Here is a 25,458-nt window from a genome sequence, read left to right as displayed (position 1 = left end):
TGACGGAGAACCTGCATGTCGGTATTGCAACTATCGCTTAATGAGGCGCGCCACCTCCATCTCGCGGCGCAGGGGTTATTAAAAAAGCCCCGGCGTCGCGCTCGCCCAAATGACATCCTTTCTACCATCCAGCAGATGTCGCTGCTGCAAATCGATACCATCAACGTGGTGGCCCGCAGCCCCTACCTGGTGCTGTTCAGCCGTCTCGGCAGCTATCCGCAGCACTGGCTGGATGAGTCGCTGCGCAACGGCGAGCTGATGGAATACTGGGCGCATGAAGCCTGTTTTCTGCCGCGCAGCGATTTCGCCCTTGTGCGCCACCGGATGTTGAACCCCGACAAGATGGGCTGGAAATATCATCGCGCGTGGATGGAGGAGCATGCCGGCAGTATTGCAGAGCTGGTGGCGCATATCGGCCAAAACGGGCCGGTTCGCTCGGCGGATTTTGCCCACCCTCGCAAAGGCGCCAGCGGCTGGTGGGAGTGGAAACCGCATAAGCGCCACCTGGAAGGGCTGTTTACCGCCGGGGAAGTGATGGTGGTGGAGCGGCGCAACTTTCACCGCGTGTATGATTTAACCCGGCGGGTGATGCCGCACTGGGACGACGAGCGCGATGCGCTGTCCCGCGACGCCGCAGAGGCCATCATGCTGCGCAACAGCGCCCGCAGCCTCGGCATCTTTCGTCCCCAGTGGCTGGCGGATTACTATCGTTTACGTCAGCCGGCGCTACCGGGTCTGCTGGCGGCCTGGCAGGAAGAGGGTCTGGTGACCCAGGCCAACGTGGAAGCGCTTGGCGAGATGTGGCTGCATCGCGATGCGCTGGCGCAGCTGGAGTCCGCGCCCGGCGGTAAACTTACCGCCAGCCATAGCGCCGTGCTCTCGCCCTTCGACCCGGTGGTCTGGGATCGGAAACGCGCTGAGCAGCTGTTCAACTTCAGCTATCGCCTGGAGTGCTATACCCCTGCGCCGAAGCGTCAGTATGGCTACTTCGTACTGCCTCTGCTGCACCAGGGAAAACTGGTCGGGCGGATGGACAGTAAAATACATCGCAAAAGCCGGGAACTGGAGATCTTCGCCCTGTGGCTGGAGGATGGGGTGAAGATCACCCGTGGTCTGGAGCAGGGGCTGCGCCGGGCGATCAACGATTTCGCACGCTGGCAATCGGCAGAGCGGATCCTGTGCCGACGCCTGCCGGAAGGGCTGTTTGTCGGCCAGACGCAGGGGTGGGAAATCGATGCCGATTGATCCCGGCGCCGACCTTCCTGTGTTATGCTGCTGAGAAATCTATCCGGTCCATCAGGAGGAAACATGGATCACCGTTTACTTGAAATCATCGCCTGCCCGGTCTGTAACGGTAAGCTGTATTACAGTCAGGATAAGCAAGAACTTATTTGCAAACTTGATAGTCTGGCGTTTCCGCTCCGCGACGGCATCCCTGTGCTGCTGGAGACAGAAGCGCGTCCGCTGGCGGTAGAAGAGAGTCACTCATGAGTTTCGTGGTCATTATTCCTGCGCGTTTCGCCTCCACGCGCCTGCCGGGAAAACCACTGCAGGACATTAACGGCAAGCCGATGATTGTCCATGTGCTGGAGCGCGCCCGCGAATCCGGCGCGGAACGCATTATTGTCGCCACCGATCACGAAGATGTCGCCCGGGCGGTTGAAGCCGCCGGCGGCGAGGTCTGCATGACCCGCGCCGACCATCAGTCCGGCACCGAACGGCTGGCGGAGGTGGTGGAGAAGTGCGCGTTCAGCGATGACACCATCATCGTCAATATCCAGGGCGATGAGCCGATGATCCCCCCGGCTATCGTCCGCCAGGTGGCGGAGAATCTGGCTGCCAGCACCAGCGGAATGGCGACGCTGGCGGTACCGATCCACGATGCGGAAGAGGCGTTTAATCCAAATGCGGTCAAAGTAGTGATGGATGCGCAGGGCTATGCGCTCTATTTCTCCCGCGCCACCATTCCCTGGGATCGCGATCGCTTTGCCCACTCCCGCGACGCCATTGGTGATTCTCTGCTGCGCCACATCGGCATCTATGGCTATCGCGCCGGCTTTATTCGCCGCTACGTCAGCTGGGCGCCAAGCCCGCTGGAGCAGATTGAAATGCTCGAGCAGCTGCGGGTGCTGTGGTATGGCGAGAAGATCCACGTCGCCGTGGCGGCCGAAGTGCCCGGTACCGGCGTCGATACCCCTGAAGATCTGGCGCGCGTCCGCGCTGAACTGCGCTAGTCCTCTGTCCCCTCCTTGCAGGAGGGGATATCCCCACCAGTTTTATGCTTTTTTTGCCCATTTTTGATCTTATCCGATGACAACCCAGGTGCGGGCGCTCATTATGAAATCAGTAGTGTTCATAGGGGTAATCGACAATGGAACAGTTGCGAACCGAACTCAGTCACCTGCTTGGCGAAAAGCTGAGCCGGGTGGAGTGTGTCAGTGAAAAAGCCGCTACGGCGCTGTGGTCCCTGTATGACGCGCAGGGAAATCCGATGCCGCTGCTGGCGCGAAGTTTCACCACGCCCGGGGTGGCGCGGCAGCTGGCCTGGAAGATCTCCACTCTGGCGCGCAGCGGTACGGTGCGCATGCCGGTGGTCTACGGCGTGATGACGCACGAAGAGCATCCCGGGCCGGACGTGCTGCTGCTTGAGCGCCTGCGCGGCGTCCCGGTGGAGGCGCCCACCCGCACCCCGGCGCGCTGGGAGCAGCTGCAGGAGCAGATCGTCGAGGCGATGCTGGCCTGGCATCGTCAGGACAGCGGCGGCTGCGTGGGGATGGTCGATAATACCCAGGACAATCTGTGGCCGAACTGGTACCGGCAACGGGTGGCGATGTTGTGGAGCACCCTGAACCTGTATCAGGACACCGGCCTGACCATGCAGGATAAGCGGGTTTTGTTCCGCTCTCGCGAGTGTCTGCCGGAGCTGTTCCGCGATTTCAATGATAATGCCGTGCTGGTGCACGGCAATTTCACCCTGCGCAGCATGCTGAAAGATCCGCGCAGCGACCAGCTGCTGGCGATGGTCGGCCCGGGGATGATGCTGTGGGCGCCGCGGGAGTACGAACTGTTCCGTCTCGCGGAGGGGGGCCAGGCCGAGCAGCTGCTATGGCGCTACCTGCAGCAGGCGCCGGTTTCCGAGGCCTTTGTCTGGCGGCGCTGGCTTTATCTGCTGTGGGATGAGGTGGATAGTCTGGTCAATACCGGGCGCTTTGACCGCGCCCGTTTCGACCTCGCCGCAAAATCACTCCTGCCCTGGCTTGCCTGAGCTGCCTTTCAGCCATTGCCAAACGCGACCGAGCGTTTCATAGCCGACCCGGTCGCTGTGCATCAGCCACACCGGAGAAGGAATGACCCGCTCCCACGGATTGAGCGGTGACGTGATCGCCATCTGATTAGCCGGTGCGGGCAGCGGATCCAGACCGGCATGGCGAAAGAAGATCATCGCCCGCGGAAGGTGTGACGCCGAGGTGACCAGCAGGAAGGGGGCGTCGCCGATGGCGCCCTTCACCGCCAGCGCTTCCTCTTCCGTATCTTTCGGCTTATCGAGCACGATGATATCGCTGCGCGGTACGCCGAGGCTCTCCGCCACTCTCGCCCCGGCCTCCGCCGTGCTGACGGGGTTGGTTTTTGCCGCCGCGCCGGTAAAGATCATTTTCGATCCCGGATTCTCCTGCCACAGGCGAATGCCCTCCGTCAGGCGCGGCAGGCTGTTGCTGATAAGGTTAGAGCTTGGCGCCCACTCCGGGTTCCAGGTATAGCCGCCGCCCAGCACCACCACGTAGCTCACCGGCTGCTCGCCGCGCCAGGTGGGATAGCGATCTTCTATCGGTTTAAGCAGGCTGTCTGCCACGGGCTGCAGGCTCAGCAGCGCCAGCAGCAGCCAGCCGAGGCTCACGCACAGCTTCCCGGTACGTTGAAAGCGGCTGAACCATAACAGGGCGATCCCGATACCGATCAGCAACAGCAGGGCAGGAAGCGGCAGCAGCAGACCGCCGACGATCTTTTTTAGCGTGAAAAGCATGCCAGATGGTTCCTTTTTTAACCATATAACCAAAGTTATGTTCGGATCTTATAACAGATCGCTTCATTCTCGGCGCGGGTATGACAAAATAGCGGTTTTGTGTTGGCTTGTGGAGTCGCCCGTGCAGGATCGCAATTTCGATGACATTGCTGAAAAGTTTTCGCGCAATATTTACGGCACCACAAAAGGCCAGCTGCGCCAGGCGATCCTCTGGCAGGATCTGGAGCCGCTGCTGGCGCAGCTGGGGCCGGGACCGCTGAGGGTACTGGATGCCGGCGGCGGCGAAGGGCAAACGGCCATTAAAGTGGCGCAACTGGGCCATCACGTGACGCTGTGCGATCTCTCTGCTGAAATGGTGGCCCGCGCCCGGCAGGCTGCTGTCGATAAAGGTGTGATCGACAACATGCATTTTGTACAATGCGCGGCTCAGGATATTGCGCAGCACTTGGAAAGCCCGGTCGATCTGGTACTGTTTCATGCGGTGCTGGAGTGGGTGGCGGAGCCCCAGGCGGTGCTGCGTACCCTGTGGTCGACGCTGCGTCCTGGCGGCGGCTTGTCGTTGATGTTCTACAATGCTAACGGCCTGCTGATGCACAATATGGTTGCCGGTAATTTCGATTACGTACAACTGGGCATGCCAAAAAAGAAAAAACGCACGCTGTCGCCGGATTATCCGCGTGAGCCGCAGCAGGTTTATCACTGGCTGGAAGAGATTGGCTGGCAAATTGTCAGCAAAACCGGCGTGCGGGTGTTTCATGATTATCTGCGTGAAAAACGCCAACAGCATGACAGCTATGCGGCGCTGCTGGAGCTGGAGACGCGCTACTGTCGTCAGGAGCCGTACCTCAGCCTGGGCCGTTATATTCATGTCACCGCGCTTAAGAGCCAGGCTCATAGCCGCAGATGCAAGGATAAAGTATGAGTGAATTTTCCCAGACAGTCCCCGAACTGGTTGCCTGGGCCAGGAAAAATGATTTTTCTATCTCGCTGCCGGTCGACAGGCTCTCTTTCCTGCTGGCGATCGCCACCCTGAATGGCGAACGGCTGGAAGGAGAAATGAGCGAGGGAGAACTGGTGGATGCGTTCCGCCACGTGAGTGATGCGTTTGAGCAGACCAGCGAAACCATCAGCCAGCGCGCCAATAACGCCATCAACGATTTGGTGCGCCAGCGTCTGCTGAACCGCTTTACCAGCGAAATTACCGAAGGCAATGCAATCTATCGTCTGACGCCGTTGGGGATCGGGATCACCGATTATTATATCCGGCAGCGCGAATTTTCGACGCTGCGTCTCTCGATGCAGTTGTCGATCGTCGCCGGCGAGCTGAAGCGCGCGGCGGACGCGGCAGAAGAGGGCGGCGATGAGTTTCACTGGCATCGCAACGTTTTTGCCCCGCTGAAGTATTCGGTAGCGGAAATTTTCGACAGCATCGACCTGACGCAGCGCATCATGGATGAGCAGCAGCAGCTGGTGAAAGACGATATCGCGCAGCTGTTGAACAAAGACTGGCGCGCGGCGATTTCCAGCTGTGAACTGTTGCTGTCGGAAACTTCCGGTACCCTGCGTGAACTGCAGGATACGCTGGATGCGGCGGGAGATAAGCTGCAGGCGAATCTGCTGCGCATTCAGGATTCGACCATGGCGCGCGACGATCTCCATTTTGTCGACCGGCTGGTGTTCGATCTGCAAAGCAAGCTCGACCGCATCGTCAGCTGGGGCCAGCAGGCGATTGACCTGTGGATCGGCTATGACCGCCACGTGCACAAGTTTATCCGTACCGCTATCGATATGGATAAGAACCGCGTCTTCGCTCAGCGTCTGCGCCAGTCGGTACAGACCTATTTTGATGAGCCGTGGGCGCTGACTTACGCCAACGCCGACCGTCTGCTGGATATGCGCGACGAGGAGATGGCCCTGCGCGATGAAGAGGTCACCGGCGAGCTGCCTGCGGACCTTGAATTTGAAGAGTTTAATGAAATTCGCGAGCAGCTGGCGGCGCTGATCGAAGCGCAGCTGGCGGTCTATAAAGAGAAAGGAATACCGCTGGATCTCGGCCTGGTGGCGCGGGAGTTCCTGGCGCAATATCCGCGCGGGCGTCACTTTGACGTGGCGCGGATCGTCGTGGATCAGGCGGTACAGCTGGGCGTCGCCCAGGCAGATTTCACCGGACTGCCAGCCAAATGGCAGCCGATTAATGATTACGGAGCCAAGGTACAGGCGCATGTCATTGACAAATATTGAACAAGTGATGCCGGTTAAGCTGGCGCAGGCGTTGGCCAATCCGTTATTTCCGGCGCTGGACAGCGCCCTGCGCGCGGGCCGACATATCGGCCTCGACGAGCTGGATAATCACGCATTTTTGATGGATTTCCAGGATTATCTGGAAGAGTTTTATGCTCGCTATAACGTCGAGCTGATCCGCGCGCCGGAGGGCTTCTTCTACCTGCGCCCGCGTTCCACAACCCTGATTTCACGCTCGGTGCTGTCCGAACTGGATATGATGGTGGGCAAAATTCTTTGCTATCTCTATCTCAGCCCGGAGCGCCTGGCAAATGAAGGGATTTTCACCCAGCAGGAGCTGTATGACGAGCTGCTGACCCTGGCGGATGAATCCAGGCTGCTGAAGCTGGTCAACAACCGTTCCACCGGTTCGGATCTGGACCGCCAGAAGCTGCAGGAAAAAATGCGCGCGTCGCTTAACCGCCTGCGCCGTCTGGGGATGGTGTGGTTTATGGGCCATGACAGCAGCAAGTTCCGTATTACCGAATCGGTATTCCGCTTTGGCGCCGATGTGCGCGCCGGCGACGACCCACGCGAGGCGCAGCGCCGCCTGATCCGCGACGGGGAAGCGATGGCCCTGGAAAATCACCTGCAGCTCAATGATGAGAATGAAGAGAACCAGCCGGATAGCGGGGAGGAAGAGTAATGATTGAACGCGGTAAGTTTCGCTCGCTGACGCTGGTTAACTGGAACGGTTTCTTTGCCCGGACCTTTGATCTTGATGAACTGGTCACCACCCTCTCCGGGGGGAACGGCGCCGGTAAGTCGACGACCATGGCGGCCTTCGTCACGGCGCTGATCCCCGATTTAACCCTGCTGCACTTCCGTAACACCACCGAAGCGGGGGCCACCAGCGGCTCACGCGATAAAGGCCTGCACGGGAAGCTGCGCGCCGGGGTCTGTTACTCCGTGCTCGACGTCATCAACTCGCGCCATCAGCGCGTGGTGGTCGGCGTGCGTCTGCAGCAGGTTGCCGGGCGCGATCGCAAAGTCGATATCAAGCCTTTCGCCATTCAGGGGCTGCCCACCGCTATCCTGCCGACCCAGCTGTTAACCGAAACGCTGAACGATCGCCAGGCGCGCGTGGTCAGTCTCAATGAGCTGAAAGACAAGCTCGAGGCGATGGAAGGGGTCCAGTTTAAGCAGTTCAACTCGATCACCGAGTATCACTCGCTGATGTTCGACCTGGGCGTGGTGGCGCGTCGTCTGCGTTCCGCCTCCGATCGAAGTAAATACTATCGCCTGATCGAGGCCTCGCTGTACGGCGGGATCTCCAGCACCATTACCCGCTCGCTGCGCGACTACCTGTTGCCGGAAAACAGCGGCGTGCGTAAGGCATTCCAGGATATGGAAGCGGCGCTGCGGGAAAACCGCATGACCCTCGAGGCGATCCGCGTCACCCAGTCCGATCGCGATCTGTTCAAACACCTGATCAGCGAAGCTACCAACTACGTGGCGGCGGACTATATGCGTCACGCCAACGAGCGGCGCATTCATCTTGATAAGGCGCTGGAGTATCGTCGCGATCTCTTTACCTCCCGTTCACAGCTGGCGGCAGAGCAGTATAAGCACGTCGACATGGCCCGCGAGCTGCAGGAGCATAACGGCGCAGAAGGCGATCTGGAAGCGGATTACCAGGCCGCCAGCGACCACCTGAACCTGGTGCAGACCGCACTGCGTCAGCAGGAAAAAATCGAGCGCTACGAAGCGGATCTCGACGAGCTGCAGATCCGTCTGGAAGAGCAGAACGAAGTGGTGGCGGAAGCCATCGATCGCCAGGAAGAGAACGAAGCCCGCGCCGAGGCCGCCGAGCTGGAAGTGGATGAGCTGAAAAACCAGCTCGCCGACTATCAGCAGGCGCTCGACGTGCAGCAGACCCGCGCCATTCAGTATAACCAGGCGCTGCAGGCGCTGGAGCGCGCGAAAGCGCTGTGCCATCTGCCGGATCTGACGCCGGAGAGCGCCGACGAGTGGCTGGAAACCTTCCAGGCGAAAGAGCAGGAAGCGACGGAGAAAATGCTGTCGCTGGAACAGAAAATGAGCGTGGCGCAAACCGCGCACAGCCAGTTTGAACAGGCCTACCAGCTGGTGGCGGCGATTAACGGCCCGCTGGCGCGCAATGAAGCCTGGGACGTGGCGCGCGAATTGCTGCGCGACGGCGTGAACCAGCGTCACCAGGCCGAGCAGGCGCAGGGGCTGCGTAGCCGCCTCAACGAGCTGGAGCAGCGCCTGCGCGAGCAGCAGGACGCCGAGCGCCAGCTGGCTGAGTTCTGCAAACGCCAGGGCAAACGCTACGATATCGACGATCTGGAAACGCTGCATCAGGAGCTGGAAGCGCGCATCGCTTCGCTGGCCGACAGCGTTTCTAACGCGCAGGAACAGCGCATGACCCTGCGCCAGGAACTGGAGCAGCTGCAGTCACGCACTCAGACGCTGATGCGCCGGGCGCCGGTCTGGCTGGCGGCGCAGAACAGCCTTAACCAGCTGTGCGAGCAGAGCGGCGAGCAGTTTGAGTCCGGCCAGGAGGTTACCGAATACCTGCAGCAGCTGCTGGAGCGCGAGCGCGAAGCTATCGTTGAACGTGACGAGGTCGGCGCCCGCAAGCGCGCCATCGACGAAGAAATTGAGCGTCTCAGCCAGCCGGGCGGTTCGGAAGATCCGCGCCTCAACGCGCTGGCGGAACGGTTCGGCGGCGTTCTGCTGTCCGAGATCTACGATGATGTCAGCCTTGACGATGCGCCGTACTTCTCCGCGCTGTACGGTCCGTCGCGCCATGCCATCGTGGTGCCGGATCTGTCGCAGGTTGCCGAGCAGCTTGAAGGACTGGAAGATTGTCCGGAAGATCTCTATCTGATCGAAGGCGATCCGCAGTCCTTTGACGATAGCGTATTCAGCGTGGATGAGCTGGAAAAAGCGGTGGTGGTGAAGATCGCCGACCGCCAGTGGCGTTATTCGCGCTTCCCGTCGCTGCCGCTGTTTGGCCGCGCCGCGCGTGAAAACCGCATTGAAACCCTGCATGCCGAGCGTGAATCGCTGTCCGAGCGTTTTGCGACCCTGTCGTTTGACGTGCAGAAAACTCAGCGTCTGCATCAGGCCTTTAGCCGCTTCATTGGCAGCCATCTGGCGGTGGCCTTCGAGGACGATCCGGAAGAAGAGATCCGCAAACTCAACAGCCGCCGCGGCGAGCTGGAGCGCGCGCTGAGCGCCCATGAAAGCGATAACCAACAGAACCGCGTGCAGTATGAGCAGGCGAAAGAGGGCGTGTCGGCGCTCAACCGCCTGCTGCCGCGCCTGAATCTGCTGGCGGATGATACGCTGGCCGACCGCGTGGACGAGATCCAGGAACGTCTGGACGAAGCGCAGGAGGCCGCGCGCTTTATTCAGCAGCACGGCAACCAGCTGGCGAAGCTGGAGCCGATTGTTTCGGTGCTGCAGAGCGATCCGGAGCAGTTTGAGCAGCTGAAAGAAGATTACGCCTATGCGCAGCAGACCCAGCGCGATGCGCGCCAGCAGGCTTTTGCCCTGGCGGAAGTCGTCCAGCGCCGGGCCCACTTCAGCTACTCCGATTCGGCGGAAATGCTCAGCGGCAACAGCGATCTCAACGAGAAACTGCGCCAGCGCCTGGAGCAGGCGGAAACCGAACGCAGCCGCGCGCGCGACGCGATGCGTGCCCATGCGGCGCAGCTTAGCCAGTACAATCAGGTGCTGGCCTCGCTGAAGAGCTCGTATGACACCAAAAAAGAGCTGCTCAACGATCTGTATAAAGAGCTGCAGGACATTGGCGTGCGCGCCGATGCCGGCGCGGAAGAGCGTGCCCGTGCGCGTCGCGATGAGCTGCACATGCAGCTGAGCAATAACCGCTCCCGTCGCAATCAGCTGGAGAAAGCGCTGACCTTCTGCGAAGCGGAAATGGACAACCTGACCCGCAAACTGCGCAAGCTGGAGCGCGATTACTGCGAAATGCGCGAGCAGGTAGTGACCGCCAAGGCGGGCTGGTGCGCGGTGATGCGCCTGGTGAAAGACAACGGCGTCGAGCGTCGTCTGCACCGCCGCGAGCTGGCCTATCTCTCCGCCGACGAGCTGCGCTCCATGTCGGATAAGGCGCTCGGTGCGCTGCGTCTGGCGGTCGCCGATAACGAACATCTGCGCGACGTGCTGCGTATCTCGGAAGATCCGAAGCGCCCGGAGCGCAAAATTCAGTTCTTCGTTGCCGTCTACCAGCATCTGCGCGAGCGTATCCGCCAGGATATTATCCGCACCGATGACCCGGTGGAAGCGATCGAGCAGATGGAGATTGAGCTCAGCCGCCTGACCGAAGAGCTGACAAACCGCGAACAGAAGCTGGCTATCAGCTCCCGCAGCGTGGCCAACATTATTCGCAAAACCATTCAGCGCGAGCAGAACCGTATCCGAATGCTCAACCAGGGATTGCAGAGCGTCTCCTTCGGCCAGGTCAACAGCGTGCGTCTGAACGTCAACGTGCGCGAGACCCACTCGACGCTGCTTGATGTGCTCTCCGAGCAGCATGAACAGCATCAGGATCTGTTCAACAGCAACCGCCTGACCTTCTCGGAAGCGCTGGCCAAGCTCTATCAGCGCCTGAATCCGCAGATCGACATGGGGCAGCGCACGCCGCAAACCATCGGCGAAGAGCTGCTCGACTACCGCAACTATCTGGAGATGGAAGTGGAAGTTAACCGCGGCTCCGACGGCTGGCTGCGCGCGGAGTCCGGCGCGCTGTCCACCGGGGAAGCGATCGGTACCGGGATGTCGATTCTGGTGATGGTCGTCCAGAGCTGGGAAGATGAATCCCGCCGCCTGCGCGGCAAGGATATCTCGCCTTGCCGTCTGCTGTTCCTCGATGAAGCGGCGCGTCTCGACGCCCGCTCCATCGCCACGCTGTTCGAGCTGTGCGAACGTCTGGAGATGCAGCTGATTATCGCGGCGCCGGAGAACATCAGTCCGGAGAAAGGCACCACCTATAAACTGGTGCGTAAGGTGTTCAATAATCACGAACACGTCCACGTGGTGGGGCTGCGCGGGTTTGCCGCGCCGCTGCCGGAAGCGCTGCCGGGAACAGCCGACGCCTCCTGAGGCTGCGGCTACATTCTGGCGGCTAAGCGGTGAAGAGGGCAACGTTACGTTGCCCTTTTTTTCTATCCAGCCCGGTATGCGAGGGTGGTATAATCTTTAAACTTCTTTACATTAGGTAAGGCAAAAGCCTTTTCGTCTTTATATACTGAAAAAAGAGCCCCAATTTTGTGGGCAGCAATGTGTGACAACAGGGGGCAAGGGATGTTGCTAAAGAAACGGTATGGTCGTCCATTGTCAGCGCTCAGCCTGAGCCTGGCACTGGCATTTGCTCCGCTGTTCAATGTCCAGGCCGAAGAGCCTGAAGTCGTACCCGGCGACAGTTCTGCGGCGCCCGCCGAGGTTTCCGCCGCGCTGGCGCAAAGCGATGGGCAATCGCCGGCGGTCGCGAAGCTGGCCGGTGAGCAGCCGCTGTCGATGGAGGCGGCGGCAAACAGCCGCGCCCAGATCGAGGCGCTGTTGCCGGCAGGGTACAAACCCGTCTTTATGAATCCGCTGGTGTCGCTGTACGCCGCCAGGGATATGAAACCGATGTGGGAAAACCGCGAGGCAGTGCAGGCGTTCCAGCAGCAGCTGGCGGAGATCGCTATCGCCGGTTTTCAGCCGCAGTTTACCACCTGGGTCAGCCTGCTGACCGATCCCGCCGTCAGCGGCATGGCGCGCGATGTGGTGCTGTCGGACGCCATGATGGGCTATCTGCACTTTATCAGCGGCATCCCCACCCAGGGGACCCGCTGGTTGTACAGTTCAACGCCGTACAAGATGGCGACCCCGCCGCTGTCGGTGATTAACCAGTGGCAGCTGGCGCTGGACAATGGCTCCCTGCCGGCGTTTATCGCCGGCCTGGCGCCGCATCATCCGCAGTATGAAGCCATGCATCAGTCGCTGCTGGCGCTGGTGGCTGATTCTCGCCCATGGCCGCAGATGACCGGCAGCGGCTCGCTGCGCCCCGGCGAATGGAGCAATGATATCGGCGCCCTGCGCGAGATCCTCCAGCGTACCGGAATGCTGGACGATACCGCCAATATCGTTCTGCCCGGCGATGTGGTGAGCCCATCGGCGAAGAAAAAGAGCAAACCTGCGGCGCGCGGCGTGTACGATCGCCAGCTGGTGGAGGGGGTTAAGCGCTTCCAGGCGATGCAGGGGCTGGGGGCGGATGGCGTCATCGGCCAGTCGACTCGCGACTGGCTCAACGTCTCTTCCGCGCAGCGCGCAGGGGTGCTGGCCCTGAACATTCAGCGTTTACGCTTACTGCCGGGCAAACTGTCCACCGGCATTATGGTCAATATTCCGGCGTTCTCGCTGGTCTATTACCAGGACGGCAGCCAGGTGCTGGCCTCGCGGGTAATTGTGGGGCGTCCGGACCGCAAAACGCCAATGATGAGCAGCGCGCTGAATAACGTGGTGGTCAATCCGCCATGGAACGTGCCGCCAACCCTGGCGCGCAAAGATATCCTGCCGAAGGTGCGTAACAATCCAGGCTATCTTGAGCAGCATGGCTACACCGTCATGCGCGGCTGGAACAGTAAAGAGACCATCGATCCTTATCGGGTCGACTGGTCGACCATCACCGAGAACAACTTACCGTTCCGTTTTCAGCAGGCGCCCGGGGCGCGTAACTCGCTCGGACGCTACAAGTTCAATATGCCGAGCTCCGATGCCATCTACCTGCACGATACGCCGAACCATAACCTGTTCCAGAAGGATGTTCGTGCGCTCAGCTCCGGCTGTGTGAGGGTTAATAAGGCTTCGGAGCTGGCCAATATGCTGCTGCAGGATGCGGGCTGGAATGACACGCGTATTTCCGATGCCCTGAAGCAAGGGGACACGCGCTATGTCAATATTCGGCAAAATATACCGGTGAATTTATATTACTTAACGGCGTTTGTGGACGCTGATGGACGTACACAATATCGAACAGATATTTACAATTACGATATCACCGCGCGATCCAGCGCACAAATTCTGACGAAAGCTGAGCAATTAATCAGGTAAATGAAGTAGTTCAATGGATTTTGTTGTCCTAGCACTGGGTAAAAAAGGGCGCTGCTCCTCTGCAGCGCCCGATTTTCCTGGGGTGAGGCTGCCTTGACGTTGGCAATAATGCCCGGTAAGGTGCCTTTCGTGCGCCAGAAGTGCATATACATATCATTCCGCTCAATGCGTGACGCAGTCAGCGCGAACGCTCTCTTTTGCCGGGCAGCATCACGGCTGTGGCGAGCGATGGCGTGCTGAGGTTCAGCATCGCGCAAAGCGGAAAAAGTATATAACGATTCATTGACTGTAGACCTGATTATCATGGACAAATTTGACGCTAATCGCCGCAGATTGCTGGCGTTGGGTGGTGCTGCGCTGGGTGCTGCCGCCATTCTCCCTGCGCCGGCATTTGCCACCCTCTCGACCCCCCGTCCGCGTATTTTGACGCTGAATAACCTGCATACTGGTGAATCACTCAAGGCGGAGTTTTTCGATGGCAGAGGCTATATTCAGGATGAATTAGCAAGACTTAACCATTTCTTCCGTGATTACCGCGCGAATAAAATTAAGTCCATCGATCCAAATCTGTTCGATCATCTTTATCGGTTGCAGGGACTACTTGGCACCAACAAACCTGTCCAGCTTATCTCTGGCTATCGTTCCCTCGATACCAATGATGAGCTTCGCGCACGAAGCCGTGGTGTAGCAAAACACAGCTATCACACCAAGGGGCAGGCAATGGATTTCCATATTGAAGGTATTTCGTTAAGCAATATTCGCAAAGCAGCGTTATCTATGCGCGCAGGTGGTGTAGGATATTACCCACGTAGTAACTTTGTGCATATTGATACCGGTCCCGTAAGGCACTGGTAACGAAAGGAGCGTCATGAACTATCGTATTATTCCGGTTACCGCGTTCGCGCAGAACTGTTCTCTTATCTGGTGCGAACAAACCCGGCTGGCGGCGCTGGTCGACCCTGGCGGCGATGCTGAACGTATCAAAGCGGTGGTGGCGGAGGCTGGCGTCACGCTGATGCAGATCCTGCTGACGCATGGTCATCTCGATCACGTCGGCGCCGCTGCGGAACTGGCGCAGCATTATGGCGTACCGGTTATTGGTCCGGAAAAAGAAGATGAGTTCTGGCTGGAAGGATTACCGGCGCAAAGCCGGATGTTCGGCCTGGAGGATTGCCAGCCGCTGCGTCCGGATCGCTGGCTCAATGAAGGCGATGTGGTTAATGTGGGGAATGTGGCGCTGCGGGTACTGCACTGCCCGGGCCATACGCCGGGTCACGTGGTCTTCTTTGATGACGCTTCCCGACTGCTCATTTCCGGAGATGTGATTTTCAAAGGCGGGGTGGGGCGCAGTGATTTTCCACGCGGCGACCATGGACAGCTGATCGCGGCCATTAAGGATAAGCTGTTGCCGCTGGGCGATGACGTGACCTTTATTCCCGGCCATGGTCCGCTGTCGACGCTGGGTGAGGAACGCCGCAACAACCCGTTCCTGCAGGATGAGATGCCGGTCTGGTAACCGACCTGACGCGAACGTAAAAAAGGCCGCATTCGCGGCCTTTTTCTTTATAGCGAATAATTTCGCTTACAGCACGGCGACGATGGCTTCACACAGCGGCGCCATGTTGTCAGGCGTCATGCCGGCCACGTTGATACGGCCGGACGCGACCGCATAGATGGCGAACTCTTCACGCAGACGCAGCACTTGCTCTTTAGTCAGGCCGCTGAACGAGAACATACCGTTCTGCTTGCTGATAAAGCTGAAGTCGCGGCTCGCGCCTTTCTCCTGCAGGGTGTTGACGAACAGCAGGCGCATACGCTGGATGCGCTGGCGCATATCGGTCAGCTCCTGCTCCCAGATTGCCCGCAGCGCATCGTTGCTCAGGATGGTCGCGACCACGGACGCGCCGTGCGCTGGCGGGTTGGAGTAGTTAGCGCGGATCACCGACTTCATCTGGCTGAACGCGCGGTCTACGGTCTCCTGATCGGCGGCGACCAGGGTGCAGGCGCCGACGCGCTCGTTGTACAGGCCAAAGTTTTTCGAGTAGGAGCTGGCGACCAGCAGCTCTTTATGCAGAGCAGCAAAGGCGCGCAACCCTTCAGCATCTTCTTCCAGATCGCGGGCGAAGCCCTGGTAGGCGAAATCGAACAGCGGCAGCCAGCCTTTCTCGACCGACAGCTGCGCCAGCGTCTGCCACTGTTCGAGCGTCGGATCGATACCGGTCGGGTTGTGGCAGCAGCCGTGGAACAGTACCACGTCGCCCGCCTGGGCTTCGTTCAGGCTGGCCAGCAGACCATCAAAGTCCAGCGCGTGGTTAGCCGCATCGTAGTAGGCATATTCACGTACTTCCAGCCCGGCGGAGGTAAACACACTCTTATGGTTTGGCCAGCTTGGATTGCTTACCCACACGCGTTTCACGTCGGTGTTTTTGGCGAGGAAGTCTGCGGCGACGCGCAGCGCACCGGTACCGCCCGGGGTCTGCGCGGTGCGGGCGCGTTTATCGGCGATAATCGCATTGCCTTTACCGAACAGCAGCTCCTGGGTGCAGCGACCAAATTCAGGAATACCATCGATGCCCAGATAGTTTTTAGTCGTTTCATTTTCCAGCAGGTACTGCTCTGCTTTTTTGACGCTGGTCAGAACGGGTGTTTTACCGGTTTCATCCTTGTAAACACCAATTCCGAGGTTAATCTTTTCAGGGCGGTCATCGGCACGAAACAGATCGGCCAGACCTAAAATCGGGTCGGCTGGGGCGGCGGTAATGTTCTCAAACATGACGAGGTTCCATTGTGATTACTGAAGGGAAATCCGCTATCAGGTTAACGGGAGAACAACGAATTGCCAACCGTTTGCGATAAAAAGCGCGAAGGTTTTCGAAAGATACGATCTTTGCCTCAGGAATAGAGAAAAGCAGGACCGAAGTCCTGCTCTGAAGGCATATCACGAAGGGGTGTACTGCAGATTAGAACTGGTAAACGATACCCACGGCCGCCTGGTCGTCGGTCGCTACGCCAGCTTCACGCGTATAAGCGTTGTCGTCCAGTTGGTTGAACTTGTACGCCGCATAAACGTTCATGTTCTTGTTGAAGTAGTACCAGGTACCCACTTCGACGTATTTAACCAGATCCGCATCGCCGCCGGAGAAGCCGCCGCGCGCCTGCAGGTCTTTGCCTTTGGTCTGTACGTAGCCGATGGACGGACGCAGGCCGAAGTCGAACTGATACTGTACAACGGCTTCGAAGTTCTGGGTTTTGCCAGCGAAGTAGTTACCCTGGTTTTCCGGGGTCATGTTGTAAGTCTGGGAGTACATGACGGCCGCGTAGACATTGTTGGCGTCATATTTTGCAGAGGTTGCCCAGGCTTCGGCTTTGTCGCCATTGCCGTCAGCTTTCTGGTCTACGCTGCGGTTGGAGCCGGAGTAGCCAGCAGACAGCGCGATACCGTTGTCGAACGCGTAGGTCGCCGCGGTGCTGAAGCCGTCGCCATTCTGCTTGTGAATCGAACGGTCGTGGTCGTTTTTACCCTGGTACTGCAGCGCGAAGCTCAGGCCGTCAACCAGACCGAAGAAGTCAGAGTTACGGTAGGTTGCCACGCCGTTGGTACGGCCGGTCATGTAGTTGTCGGTGTAGTTCCAACCGTCGCCACCCCATTCAACCAGCATATCGGTTGCTGCTTCGACGTCGTAGATCGCGCCGTAGTTACGGCCGTAGTCGAATGAACCATACTCGCCCGCTTTCAGACCTGCGAACGCCAGACGGGTTTTCGTCGGCTGGGAACCTTCAACATTGGAGGCGTCCATGTTGTATTCCCACTGACCGTAGCCGGTCAGCTGATCGTTGATCTGGGTTTCGCCTTTCAGGCCGATACGGGCGTAGGTGGTATCGTCGCTGCTGGTGTCGCCATTGGTGGTCCAGACGTGCTCGCCGACCATTTTTCCGTAGAAGTCCAGTTTGTTGCCGTTTTTGTTATAGATTTCTGCAGCGTTAGCTGCACCGGCTACCAGCAGGGCAGGGATCACCACTGCCAGAATATTGCGCTTCATCATTATTTATTACCCTCATTAATATTTTTTATATGAACACGTGCCACTGCCGTCAATAAGTTCTGTCAATAAAAACTTACAGAACCATTGATGAGAGTTTGGTGTCTGAAGGCATCTTTCCATCCGCGACAACGTTTCGCTAGCCGGAAAATGCTACTAATATCTCATATGAGTAACAAAACGAAAAAACATGTAACTAAATGTGTATTTCTGGGAACTTTGTGAACTTAATCAAAATTCCGTTCCACATGGTGAGGTAAATCGCCTTTCCATATCTATCTATATGAATTATTTATGATTAATTTGGATAAGCGTAAATTTGCTCATTTTGTGTGTTGAATTCGCCTTCTTTTTATTCAGCCTTTGTCTTGGCAAGACGTGCGGCGCGTGGTTAAAAAATGAGCAAATTTATCAGGGGTTTTGCTCTGTTATGAACATAAAGTGCGATCTGCATCACCCGGATGCACCGAAACAGTGCGTAACATAAATGTGAATCCGAGGCCTTGATGTTTAAGTTTGTTGAATTTTGATAACAGTAATTGACATAAAAAAAGGCCAGCGCAAGCTGGCCTTTCAGGTTTGTGTCAGAAAAATTTAGAATGTCGCGTTGCGCGGGGTCCGCGGGAACGGGATGACATCGCGGACGTTCTGCACGCCGGTCACGTAGGCGATCAGACGCTCGAAGCCCAGGCCAAAGCCGGAGTGTGGAACGGTGCCGTAGCGGCGCAGGTCGCGATACCACCAGTAGTCTTCTTTATTCAGACCCATCTCGGCCATACGCGCGTCGAGCACGTCGAGGCGCTCTTCACGTTGGGAACCGCCGATGATCTCGCCAATACCCGGCGCCAGGACGTCCATTGCCGCGACGGTTTTACCGTCTTCGTTAAGGCGCATGTAAAAGGCTTTAATATCTTTCGGATAGTTTTTCACTACCACCGGCGCTTTGAAGTGTTCTTCAGCCAGGTAACGTTCGTGCTCGGAGGAGAGATCCACGCCCCAGTACACCGGGTTCTCGAACTGCTTGCCGCAGTTTTCCAGAATAGTGACGGCGTCGTTATAATCCACCTGCGCAAAATCAGCGGTGATAAAGCGCTGCAGACGGTCGATAGCGTCTTTATCAACGCGCTCGGCGAAGAACTGCATGTCGTCCGCGCGCTCTTCCAGTACCGCTTTAAAGACGTACTTGAGCATCGCTTCCGCCAGGCCGGCAACATCGTTCAGGTTAGCGAAGGCCACTTCCGGCTCCAGCATCCAGAACTCCGCCAGGTGGCGGCTGGTGTTGGAGTTTTCCGCACGGAAGGTCGGGCCGAAGGTGTAAATCTTCGACAGCGCGCAGGCATAGGTCTCGCCGTTCAGCTGGCCGGAAACGGTCAGGAACGACTCTTTACCGAAGAAGTCTTTGTCGAAATCGACTTTGCCCTGATCGTTACGCGGCAGGTTTTCCAGATCCAGCGTCGACACGCGGAACATTTCGCCGGCGCCTTCGGTATCGGAGGCGGTGATCAGCGGGGTGGAGACCCAGAAGAAGCCCTGCTCATCAAAGAAGCGATGCAGCGCCTGCGCCAGGGTGTGACGCACGCGGGCAACCGCGCCGATCAGGTTGGTGCGCGGACGCAGGTGGGCCACTTCACGCAGATACTCGATGCTGTGACGCTTGGCCGCCATCGGGTAGGTGTCCGGGTCTTCCACCCAGCCGGTCACTTCCACGCTGGTCGCCTGGATCTCAAAGCTTTGACCCTGGCCCTGGGAAGCCACGACTTTACCGGTGACAATCACCGAGCAACCGGTGGTCAGACGCAGCACTTCCTGATTGTAATTGGGCAGAGAATTATTAATAACGGCCTGTACAGGATCAAAGCAGGAACCGTCATAGACGGCGAGGAATGAAAAGCCAGCTTTTGAATCTCGGCGGGTACGCACCCATCCGCGGACCGTGACTTCGCTGTCAACGGCAACGCGGCCCTGGAGTACGTCGGCTACAGGCACAACGCTCATAATAATCTCTCTATATAGTCCAATAAAAAAGTCTCTTCCCCCCTACAGCGGGGGGATATCTATGTTACCTGTCATCTTCCATCAGACAAGTAGATTTCGCACAGGGAAGGGTGGATTTCGGAAATAAATACACCTCCGGGGCGTTCTTTGGCTCCCCATTTCGACTTTTACACGACTTACTCGATAATGACCGTCATTTCCTGCTTCGCATTTTGCATCGACACGATGGTCCGGAAAGACTTGATATTTCCCGAGGCAAAAAAGAGTTCACGGGTTAGCGCTTCGTATTCCGCCATATCACGGACGTTGATCACGAGCAGAAAATCGAAGTCGCCAGTGACATAGTAGACCTGCTGCACTTGCGGACAGGTTACGAAACGCTGTTTATCCTCCTCAAGCAGATCGAGACGTTCATTCTCAATGGTCACCTGCACCATAATGGTGATGGGTCTTCCCACTTTACTGGCGTCCACTAAGCTAACACTGCCTTTAATCACCCCTGCATCCTCAAGTGCAGCGATACGCCGATTGACTGCCGAAGGAGACAGGCTGATCCGATCGGCGATCTCCCGTTGCGACAAGCGATTATTACGCTGCAAGAGCGTAAGAATTTTTTTATCCCATGCGTCAAGTTTCATCATATATCTCGTCCTGCAAGCCTGTGATCAATCTCACTCATGCAACGTTGTTGCGTGAGAATGATAAAACAGAGTGAAAATTGCGGCGCGATGGGCAACTTTGCGCCAATTAACCGCCGGGCGCAGTGTACCATCACAGGCAGTGGGAAAGCGGCATATCGCGACAAAAAGCCTCTCACACTCTGACTTAACCAATTTAAAGCGACCGTCCTGTCTCAGGCCGCACGGATCCGTGCACCCGTCGTTTAGGCGGTATGGTCGCAAATAACGTTATCGTCCCAGGACGATATGAAAATAGAGGTGCCTGAATAGTGGACACAATTAAATTTCAACTCAACGCCCGGCGGCAGCCCTATGGCCAGGGAGCAGACTTGAGTCTGCTCAATGAAAGCGTGGGGAACGAAGTGCTGGCATTCCATCAAAAATTTCCTGATTACCGGGTCACGCCGCTGCGTAAGCTGGAATTTTTAAGCCAGCGGCTGGGGCTGGGATCGATCCATATAAAAGATGAAGCCCAGCGATTCGGTTTGAATGCGTTTAAAGGATTAGGCGGATCTTATGCGATGGGGAAATATCTCGCCGCTCTGCTTGAGCGAGATATTACTACGTTGAGCTTTGCCGAGCTTAATTCACCAGCGATTAAGGCGCGTATCAAGGACATCGTATTTGTGACTGCTACCGACGGTAACCATGGACGTGGCGTGGCGTGGGCGGCTGAGCAGCTTGGGCTGCGTGCGGTGGTGTATATGCCAAAGGGCTCCTCACCGGTACGCGCGCAGAATATTCGCCGGCATGGCGCCGAATGCACGATTACTGAACTGAACTACGACGACACAGTTCGGATGGCGGCCAAAACCGCGCGCGAGCAGGGATGGGTATTACTCCAGGATACCGCCTGGCAGGGCTACGAGCAGATCCCCACATGGATCATGCAAGGCTATATGACCCTCGCTGTTGAAATCTGGCAGCAATTGGTAGAAAGCGGGGCGCCGATGCCGACGCATCTGTTTTTACAAGCCGGTGTCGGGTCGTTTGCCGGCAGCATCATGGGATATTTCATCGAAAAGATGCAGCAGCAGGCTCCCACCATCATCATCGTTGAGCCGCACAAGGCGAACTGCCTGTATCGCTCGGCAACCATTAATGACGGGCTGCCGCACAGCGTCGGCGGTGATATGTCAACCCTGATGGCCGGGCTTGCCTGTGGTGAACCTAATATCACCAGCTGGCCAATGCTCCGCGACCATGCCACCTGTTTTATTTCCGCCGACGATTGTCTGGCCGCCAATGGCATGCGCCTGCTGGCCGCTCCGCGACCAGGTACTGACGAACCTTTTGTCTCCGGGGAATCCGGCGCTATCGGCACTGGCGTGCTTTACGCGCTGATGACTCAGCCGGAGTATCGCGAGCTTGCCGAATCTCTGCGCCTGACTGCCGATGCACAGGTTCTGTTAATCAGCACGGAAGGAGATACATCACCCGATGTCTATGAAGACATCGTCTGGTTTGGCCGTAATGGTTGAGCGCTATCGACAATAACAAGGGGGCCATCTTACCTACCCTACGAGCCCTCGGTGTGACAAACGTTCTGACTCATAACGAAAACATACGCGCTTTCGCGTCATGCACAGAGAGAACCTGACCGATGAATACTGAAAATATAATTATCAATAAAGGATGTTCCGATCCCGCAAAGTGGCATAGCGAAGATACCGTTTGGGTCCTTGGCCTTTTCGGTACCGCAATTGGCGCCGGGGTGCTGTTTCTGCCGATTAATGCCGGAATTGGCGGCTTCTGGCCGCTGCTGATTGTTTTTGTCCTCGCTTTTCCTATTACTTATCTGGCTCATCGCGGTCTGGCGAGATTCATTTACTCTTCCAATACGCCGGAAAGCAGTATTACCGATGTTATTGGCGAGCATTTTGGCGCGCTGGCGGGAAAAGTGTTTACCGTCATCTATTTCTTCGCCGTCTATACCATTCTGATTATGTATGCGGTGGCAATCACCAACACCGCGCAGAGCTTTATCACCCACCAGTTGGCAATGGCCGAGCCGCCCCGGTCGCTGGTGGCCATCGTTCTGATCCTCGGGCTGATGTTTATCGTCCGTTTTGGACAGCGTTTGATAATGCGGGTGATGAGCACCCTGGTTTATCCCTTTATTATCTCGCTTATTTTTATGGCACTTTTTCTGATTCCGCACTGGAACGGCGCAATTTTGCAAACCGTAAGCTTCAGCGCCACAGGCGATGGGCAGGGGATCATGTTATCCCTCTGGATGACCTTCCCGGTACTGGTGATGTCGTTTAACCACTATCCCATCATTTCGCCGATGGTGGTGCGCCAGAAGCAGCGTTACGGTCTGGCGCTCGCTGAGAGGAAATGCGCGCAGATCCAGCGCTACGGTATCCTGCTCATGACGGTGGTGGTGCTGTTTTTTGTTCTCAGCTGCGTGTTAAGCCTGTCGCCGCAGCAACTGGCGGAAGCCAAAGCCCAGAATCTGTCGATTTTGTCCTATCTGGCCAATCAGTACGATACACCGATTATTGCCTGGCTATCGCCGATTATCGCCTTTGTCGCTATTACTAAATCATTTCTTGGCCACTACATCGGCGCCTATGAATCGCTGCGCGACCTGATTCTGGAGGCCGCCGCCGCACGCGGGAAAAAACCTGGCATTCGCCTCGTCGACGCGGTCATCCTGGTGTTTATGGTGTTTACCTGCTGGTTCGCCGCGTACAAGAACCCCAGTATCCTCGGTATTATCGAATGCATCAGCGGTCCCACCGGGGCGGCAATTCTTCTGCTGTTGCCTATGTACGCCATTCATAAATTACCGGTGCTTGCCCCCTGGCGCGGTAAAGCGAGCAACGTTTTCGTCACCCTGATCGGGCTTATCACCGTCTCTGCCATTTTTTACGGCATGTTCCAATAACCACCATCACTAGCGAGATGTTTTATGAGTCATTTTCTGCAGATTAACGGCCAACGGCTTATCGATTCCCTGTATGCGCTTGGCGAATATGGTGCGCTGGAAGGCGGCGGCGTATGCCGCCTGGCAGCGACGGCCGAAGATAAAGCCGGCAGGGACTTTGTTGTAGCCCGCATGAAGGCCCTGGGCCTGAGTGTGTCTATTGATGCTATCGGTAATGTCACTGGTGTTTATCACGGCGAGGAGACGTTGCCGATGGTGATGATGGGGTCACATATCGATACCGTCGCTACCGGTGGGTTATACGATGGCAACTACGGCGTTATGGCCGGCCTTGAGGTGATTGCCACCCTCCAGGATGCCGGGATCCGCCCCCGACGACCGTTGGCGGTAACCTTCTTTACTAACGAGGAGGGGGTGCGATTTCAGCCCGATATGATGGGCAGCGTGGTGTTTGCCGGCGAGTATCCGTTGGCGCAGGCGCTCGCGGCAAAAGATCTCGACGGTATCACGCTCGATGAAGCGCTGCGTAACATTGGTTATAAGGGCGAACGTCAGCCGGGAGATATGGCGGTAGATAGCTACGTTGAGCTGCATATCGAACAGGGACCGATTCTTGATAAAGAGCAAATTGATATTGGCGTTGTTACCGGCGTACAGGGTATTTCGTGGCAGGAATTTACCCTGAGAGGCGTATCGAATCATGCGGGTACTACTCCAATGTCCATGAGACGCGATGCCGGGCTGGCGGCTGCGAAAATCGCTGTTTTTGCCCGTGAGCTGGCGTTAAGCCTTGGTGGTGATCAGGTAGCTACCGTTGGGCATTTCAGCGTGAAGCCTAATCTGATCAACGTCATTCCCAACCATGTCGTTATGTCAGTGGATCTTCGCAATACCGATAATGCGATCTTATGTCTGGCGGAGCAGCAACTGGCAGAATTTGTCGCAAAAACGTCGCAGGAAGAGGGCGTGGAGATAACCAGCCGCTCACTGGTGCGCTTTGAACCGGTCATTTTTGCCGATGAGATCGTCAATGCGGTGGAAGCCGAGGCGGAGCGTCAGGCGCTCAGTTACCGACGTTTGCCAAGCGGCGCTGGACACGATGCACAATTTATGGCGTCGGTATGTCCCGCCGGGATGATTTTTGTCCCCTGCGTTGATGGCATCAGTCACAACGTCAAAGAACACAGTGCGGCCAAAGACCTGATTGCTGGCGCCAATGTGCTGCTGCAGGTGGTTTTACAGCGCGCCCAGCGTATGGACTAATGTTTACAGGAGCAGAGAATGAATCAGCAACAGTTAAAGCAGCAGCTTATCGCCTGGCGTCACTATTTGCATACCCATCCGGAAAGCGCCTTCGAAGAGCAGAATACTTCACGGTTTATTGCCGAAAAGCTCGAGGCCATGGGCATTGAGGTACACCGCGATATTGGCAAAACCGGGGTAGTGGGGAGATTGAAATGCGGCGACGGCAAGGGCGGTATCGCTATTCGTGCCGATATTGACGCCATTCAATTGACCGAACAGGGAGACCGGTCTTACCGCTCCATGACCGCCGATCGGATGCACGGCTGCGGGCATGATGGTCATACCTGCATTGCATTGGGCGCGGCGCAGTTGCTATTGCAGCGGCAGAATTTTAACGGCACGGTCATCTTTGTTTTTCAGCCTGCTGAGGAGCCTGGCTATGGCGCCAGAGCGATGATGGACGATGGCGTTATTGAACGCTTTGGCATTGAGGAAATCTACGGTCTGCATAATATGCCGGGTATGAAAGCCGGGACTATCGCCACGCGAGTCGGTGGCATTATGGCCAGTGAAGATAACTTTATTATTCGTATTCAAGGGCAGGGAGCGCATGCGGCGCGGCCGCATATGGCGAAAGATCCGCTGGTAATTGCGGCGGAAATCATCCTGGCTTTGCAGACAATTGTTTCGCGAAATGTTGATCCGAACGTGCCAGCGGTCATTTCCTGTACTGAATTGCACACCGATGGCATCCGCAATGCGATTCCGACGCATGTTGAAATCAAAGGGGATACGCGCAGCTTTGTACCGGAGGTGCAGATGCTGCTCGAAGAACGAATGCGTACCATTAGCGAAGCAATTTGCGCGATGCACGGTGCGAGGTGCCAGTTCAGCTATACCCATGAATTTGCGCCAACGGTGAACTGGCAGAAATGCGTTGATGTGGCGGTCACCGCTGCGATTAACGTGGTAGGGGCTGAGAAGGTGGACGGCAACGTCGCACAGATGATGATTTCGGAGGATTTTGGCGCTTTTCTGCAAAAAATCCCCGGCTGTTTCATCTTTTTAGGCAACGGCGATGGTTCAGATGCTCAGGGCAATACACCGTTGCATAATGCCTGCTACGACTTTAATGATGAGATATTGCTAACTGGCGCGGAGTATTTTGCCGAGGTCGTCAGAACCCGTCTGCCGCAGGAGTGATATTGATTGGCCCGA

The 25,458-nt window shown here is 57.1% G+C and carries 20 protein-coding genes; 15 read left to right on the top strand and 5 right to left on the bottom strand.

The window, feature by feature from the left end:
- The first annotated feature begins 15 nt into the window (after positions 1–15).
- The 4 genes from QLG03_RS06635 (at position 16) to QLG03_RS06620 (ending at position 3,265) form a co-directional block, all read left to right on the top strand.
- Entirely contained in the window at positions 16–1,245 is a 1,230-nt protein-coding gene (locus QLG03_RS06635; protein WP_086076268.1) for a winged helix-turn-helix domain-containing protein, read from the top strand.
- Positions 1,246–1,308: 63 nt separating this feature from the next.
- Positions 1,309–1,491 (top strand): protein YcaR, encoded by a 183-nt coding sequence (gene ycaR / locus QLG03_RS06630; RefSeq protein WP_004201390.1) that lies wholly within the window; start codon positions 1,309–1,311, stop codon positions 1,489–1,491.
- A complete protein-coding gene (gene kdsB, locus QLG03_RS06625) occupies positions 1,488–2,234 on the top strand; it encodes a 3-deoxy-manno-octulosonate cytidylyltransferase (protein WP_023289025.1) in 747 nt (248 codons plus the stop codon). Before ycaR ends, kdsB begins: the two co-directional genes overlap by 4 nt.
- A 137-nt stretch (positions 2,235–2,371) precedes the next feature.
- Entirely contained in the window at positions 2,372–3,265 is an 894-nt protein-coding gene (locus QLG03_RS06620; RefSeq protein WP_255988111.1) for a YcbJ family phosphotransferase, read from the top strand.
- Here QLG03_RS06620 and elyC read toward each other — a convergent pair.
- Positions 3,242–4,021 (bottom strand): envelope biogenesis factor ElyC, encoded by a 780-nt coding sequence (elyC, locus tag QLG03_RS06615; protein WP_023289026.1) that lies wholly within the window; start codon positions 4,019–4,021, stop codon positions 3,242–3,244. The genes QLG03_RS06620 and elyC overlap by 24 nt on opposite strands.
- A 121-nt stretch (positions 4,022–4,142) precedes the next feature.
- On the opposite strand from elyC, the gene cmoM reads away from it, so the two are divergent.
- The 7 genes from cmoM to QLG03_RS06580 all read left to right on the top strand — a co-directional run bounded on the left by cmoM (position 4,143) and on the right by QLG03_RS06580 (position 14,903).
- Positions 4,143–4,943 carry a tRNA uridine 5-oxyacetic acid(34) methyltransferase CmoM gene (gene cmoM / locus QLG03_RS06610; RefSeq protein ID WP_017899447.1) on the top strand — a complete coding sequence of 267 codons (801 nt, stop codon included), beginning with the start codon at positions 4,143–4,145 and terminating at the stop codon, positions 4,941–4,943.
- The gene (gene mukF, locus QLG03_RS06605) at positions 4,940–6,262 is read left to right on the top strand and encodes a chromosome partition protein MukF (RefSeq protein WP_002898189.1); all 1,323 of its coding nucleotides are present in this window, start codon (positions 4,940–4,942) and stop codon (positions 6,260–6,262) included. Before cmoM ends, mukF begins: the two co-directional genes overlap by 4 nt.
- Positions 6,243–6,947: a chromosome partition protein MukE gene (gene mukE / locus QLG03_RS06600; RefSeq protein WP_004150840.1), complete on the top strand. Its 705-nt coding sequence runs from the start codon at positions 6,243–6,245 to the stop codon at positions 6,945–6,947. Before mukF ends, mukE begins: the two co-directional genes overlap by 20 nt.
- The gene (gene mukB, locus QLG03_RS06595; RefSeq protein WP_023289028.1) at positions 6,947–11,395 is read left to right on the top strand and encodes a chromosome partition protein MukB; all 4,449 of its coding nucleotides are present in this window, start codon (positions 6,947–6,949) and stop codon (positions 11,393–11,395) included. Before mukE ends, mukB begins: the two co-directional genes overlap by 1 nt.
- 201 nt (positions 11,396–11,596) lie before the next feature.
- Complete coding sequence (gene ldtD / locus QLG03_RS06590; RefSeq protein WP_044521923.1) at positions 11,597–13,387, top strand: L,D-transpeptidase; 1,791 nt, start codon at positions 11,597–11,599, stop codon at positions 13,385–13,387.
- Between the two features lie 303 nt (positions 13,388–13,690).
- The gene (locus QLG03_RS06585) at positions 13,691–14,242 is read left to right on the top strand and encodes a YcbK family protein (RefSeq protein WP_004201403.1); all 552 of its coding nucleotides are present in this window, start codon (positions 13,691–13,693) and stop codon (positions 14,240–14,242) included.
- Positions 14,243–14,255: 13 nt separating this feature from the next.
- Entirely contained in the window at positions 14,256–14,903 is a 648-nt protein-coding gene (locus QLG03_RS06580) for an MBL fold metallo-hydrolase (protein WP_023289031.1), read from the top strand.
- A gap of 66 nt (positions 14,904–14,969) precedes the next feature.
- Here QLG03_RS06580 and QLG03_RS06575 read toward each other — a convergent pair whose 3' ends face one another.
- The 4 genes from QLG03_RS06575 to QLG03_RS06560 form a co-directional block, all read right to left on the bottom strand.
- Positions 14,970–16,160: an amino acid aminotransferase gene (locus tag QLG03_RS06575; protein ID WP_255988108.1), complete on the bottom strand. Its 1,191-nt coding sequence runs from the start codon at positions 16,158–16,160 to the stop codon at positions 14,970–14,972.
- Between the two features lie 187 nt (positions 16,161–16,347).
- Positions 16,348–17,430, bottom strand: coding sequence for a porin OmpK35 (gene ompK35 / locus QLG03_RS06570; protein WP_004201406.1), 1,083 nt, complete (start codon positions 17,428–17,430; stop codon positions 16,348–16,350).
- A gap of 591 nt (positions 17,431–18,021) precedes the next feature.
- Positions 18,022–19,422 (bottom strand): asparagine--tRNA ligase, encoded by a 1,401-nt coding sequence (gene asnS / locus QLG03_RS06565; RefSeq protein WP_282473613.1) that lies wholly within the window; start codon positions 19,420–19,422, stop codon positions 18,022–18,024.
- Positions 19,423–19,598: 176 nt separating this feature from the next.
- On the bottom strand, positions 19,599–20,060 hold the full coding sequence (locus QLG03_RS06560) for an Lrp/AsnC family transcriptional regulator (protein WP_002898209.1): 462 nt from the start codon (positions 20,058–20,060) through the stop codon (positions 19,599–19,601).
- 311 nt (positions 20,061–20,371) lie between these two features.
- On the opposite strand from QLG03_RS06560, the gene dpaL reads away from it, so the two are divergent.
- The 4 genes from dpaL to QLG03_RS06540 all read left to right on the top strand — a co-directional run bounded on the left by dpaL (position 20,372) and on the right by QLG03_RS06540 (position 25,443).
- Entirely contained in the window at positions 20,372–21,583 is a 1,212-nt protein-coding gene (dpaL, locus tag QLG03_RS06555) for a diaminopropionate ammonia-lyase (protein WP_182962127.1), read from the top strand.
- A 122-nt stretch (positions 21,584–21,705) separates the two neighbouring features.
- Complete coding sequence (locus QLG03_RS06550; RefSeq protein ID WP_023289034.1) at positions 21,706–22,995, top strand: aromatic amino acid transport family protein; 1,290 nt, start codon at positions 21,706–21,708, stop codon at positions 22,993–22,995.
- A 24-nt stretch (positions 22,996–23,019) separates the two neighbouring features.
- Entirely contained in the window at positions 23,020–24,258 is a 1,239-nt protein-coding gene (locus tag QLG03_RS06545) for a Zn-dependent hydrolase (RefSeq protein WP_044521929.1), read from the top strand.
- An 18-nt stretch (positions 24,259–24,276) separates the two neighbouring features.
- On the top strand, positions 24,277–25,443 hold the full coding sequence (locus tag QLG03_RS06540) for a M20 aminoacylase family protein (protein ID WP_282473612.1): 1,167 nt from the start codon (positions 24,277–24,279) through the stop codon (positions 25,441–25,443).
- Positions 25,444–25,458: the final 15 nt, after the last annotated feature.

Source organism: Klebsiella sp. V115_8, from assembly GCF_029967715.1.
Classification (GTDB): domain Bacteria; phylum Pseudomonadota; class Gammaproteobacteria; order Enterobacterales; family Enterobacteriaceae; genus Klebsiella; species Klebsiella quasipneumoniae.
The sequence above is the reverse complement of the archived record's forward strand: the minus strand, read 5'-3'. Positions and strand labels throughout refer to the sequence as shown.

Coding starts and splice junctions, on each gene's coding strand:
- QLG03_RS06635 (WP_086076268.1), top strand. CDS start 16: ATGTCGGTATTGCAACTATCGCTTAATGAGGCGCGCCACCTCCATCTC.
- ycaR (WP_004201390.1), top strand. CDS start 1,309: ATGGATCACCGTTTACTTGAAATCATCGCCTGCCCGGTCTGTAACGGT.
- kdsB (WP_023289025.1), top strand. CDS start 1,488: ATGAGTTTCGTGGTCATTATTCCTGCGCGTTTCGCCTCCACGCGCCTG.
- QLG03_RS06620 (WP_255988111.1), top strand. CDS start 2,372: ATGGAACAGTTGCGAACCGAACTCAGTCACCTGCTTGGCGAAAAGCTG.
- elyC (WP_023289026.1), bottom strand. CDS start 4,021: ATGCTTTTCACGCTAAAAAAGATCGTCGGCGGTCTGCTGCTGCCGCTT.
- mukF (WP_002898189.1), top strand. CDS start 4,940: ATGAGTGAATTTTCCCAGACAGTCCCCGAACTGGTTGCCTGGGCCAGG.
- mukE (WP_004150840.1), top strand. CDS start 6,243: ATGTCATTGACAAATATTGAACAAGTGATGCCGGTTAAGCTGGCGCAG.
- mukB (WP_023289028.1), top strand. CDS start 6,947: ATGATTGAACGCGGTAAGTTTCGCTCGCTGACGCTGGTTAACTGGAAC.
- ldtD (WP_044521923.1), top strand. CDS start 11,597: ATGTTGCTAAAGAAACGGTATGGTCGTCCATTGTCAGCGCTCAGCCTG.
- QLG03_RS06585 (WP_004201403.1), top strand. CDS start 13,691: ATGGACAAATTTGACGCTAATCGCCGCAGATTGCTGGCGTTGGGTGGT.
- QLG03_RS06580 (WP_023289031.1), top strand. CDS start 14,256: ATGAACTATCGTATTATTCCGGTTACCGCGTTCGCGCAGAACTGTTCT.
- QLG03_RS06575 (WP_255988108.1), bottom strand. CDS start 16,160: ATGTTTGAGAACATTACCGCCGCCCCAGCCGACCCGATTTTAGGTCTG.
- ompK35 (WP_004201406.1), bottom strand. CDS start 17,430: ATGATGAAGCGCAATATTCTGGCAGTGGTGATCCCTGCCCTGCTGGTA.
- asnS (WP_282473613.1), bottom strand. CDS start 19,422: ATGAGCGTTGTGCCTGTAGCCGACGTACTCCAGGGCCGCGTTGCCGTT.
- QLG03_RS06560 (WP_002898209.1), bottom strand. CDS start 20,060: ATGAAACTTGACGCATGGGATAAAAAAATTCTTACGCTCTTGCAGCGT.
- QLG03_RS06550 (WP_023289034.1), top strand. CDS start 21,706: ATGAATACTGAAAATATAATTATCAATAAAGGATGTTCCGATCCCGCA.
- QLG03_RS06545 (WP_044521929.1), top strand. CDS start 23,020: ATGAGTCATTTTCTGCAGATTAACGGCCAACGGCTTATCGATTCCCTG.
- QLG03_RS06540 (WP_282473612.1), top strand. CDS start 24,277: ATGAATCAGCAACAGTTAAAGCAGCAGCTTATCGCCTGGCGTCACTAT.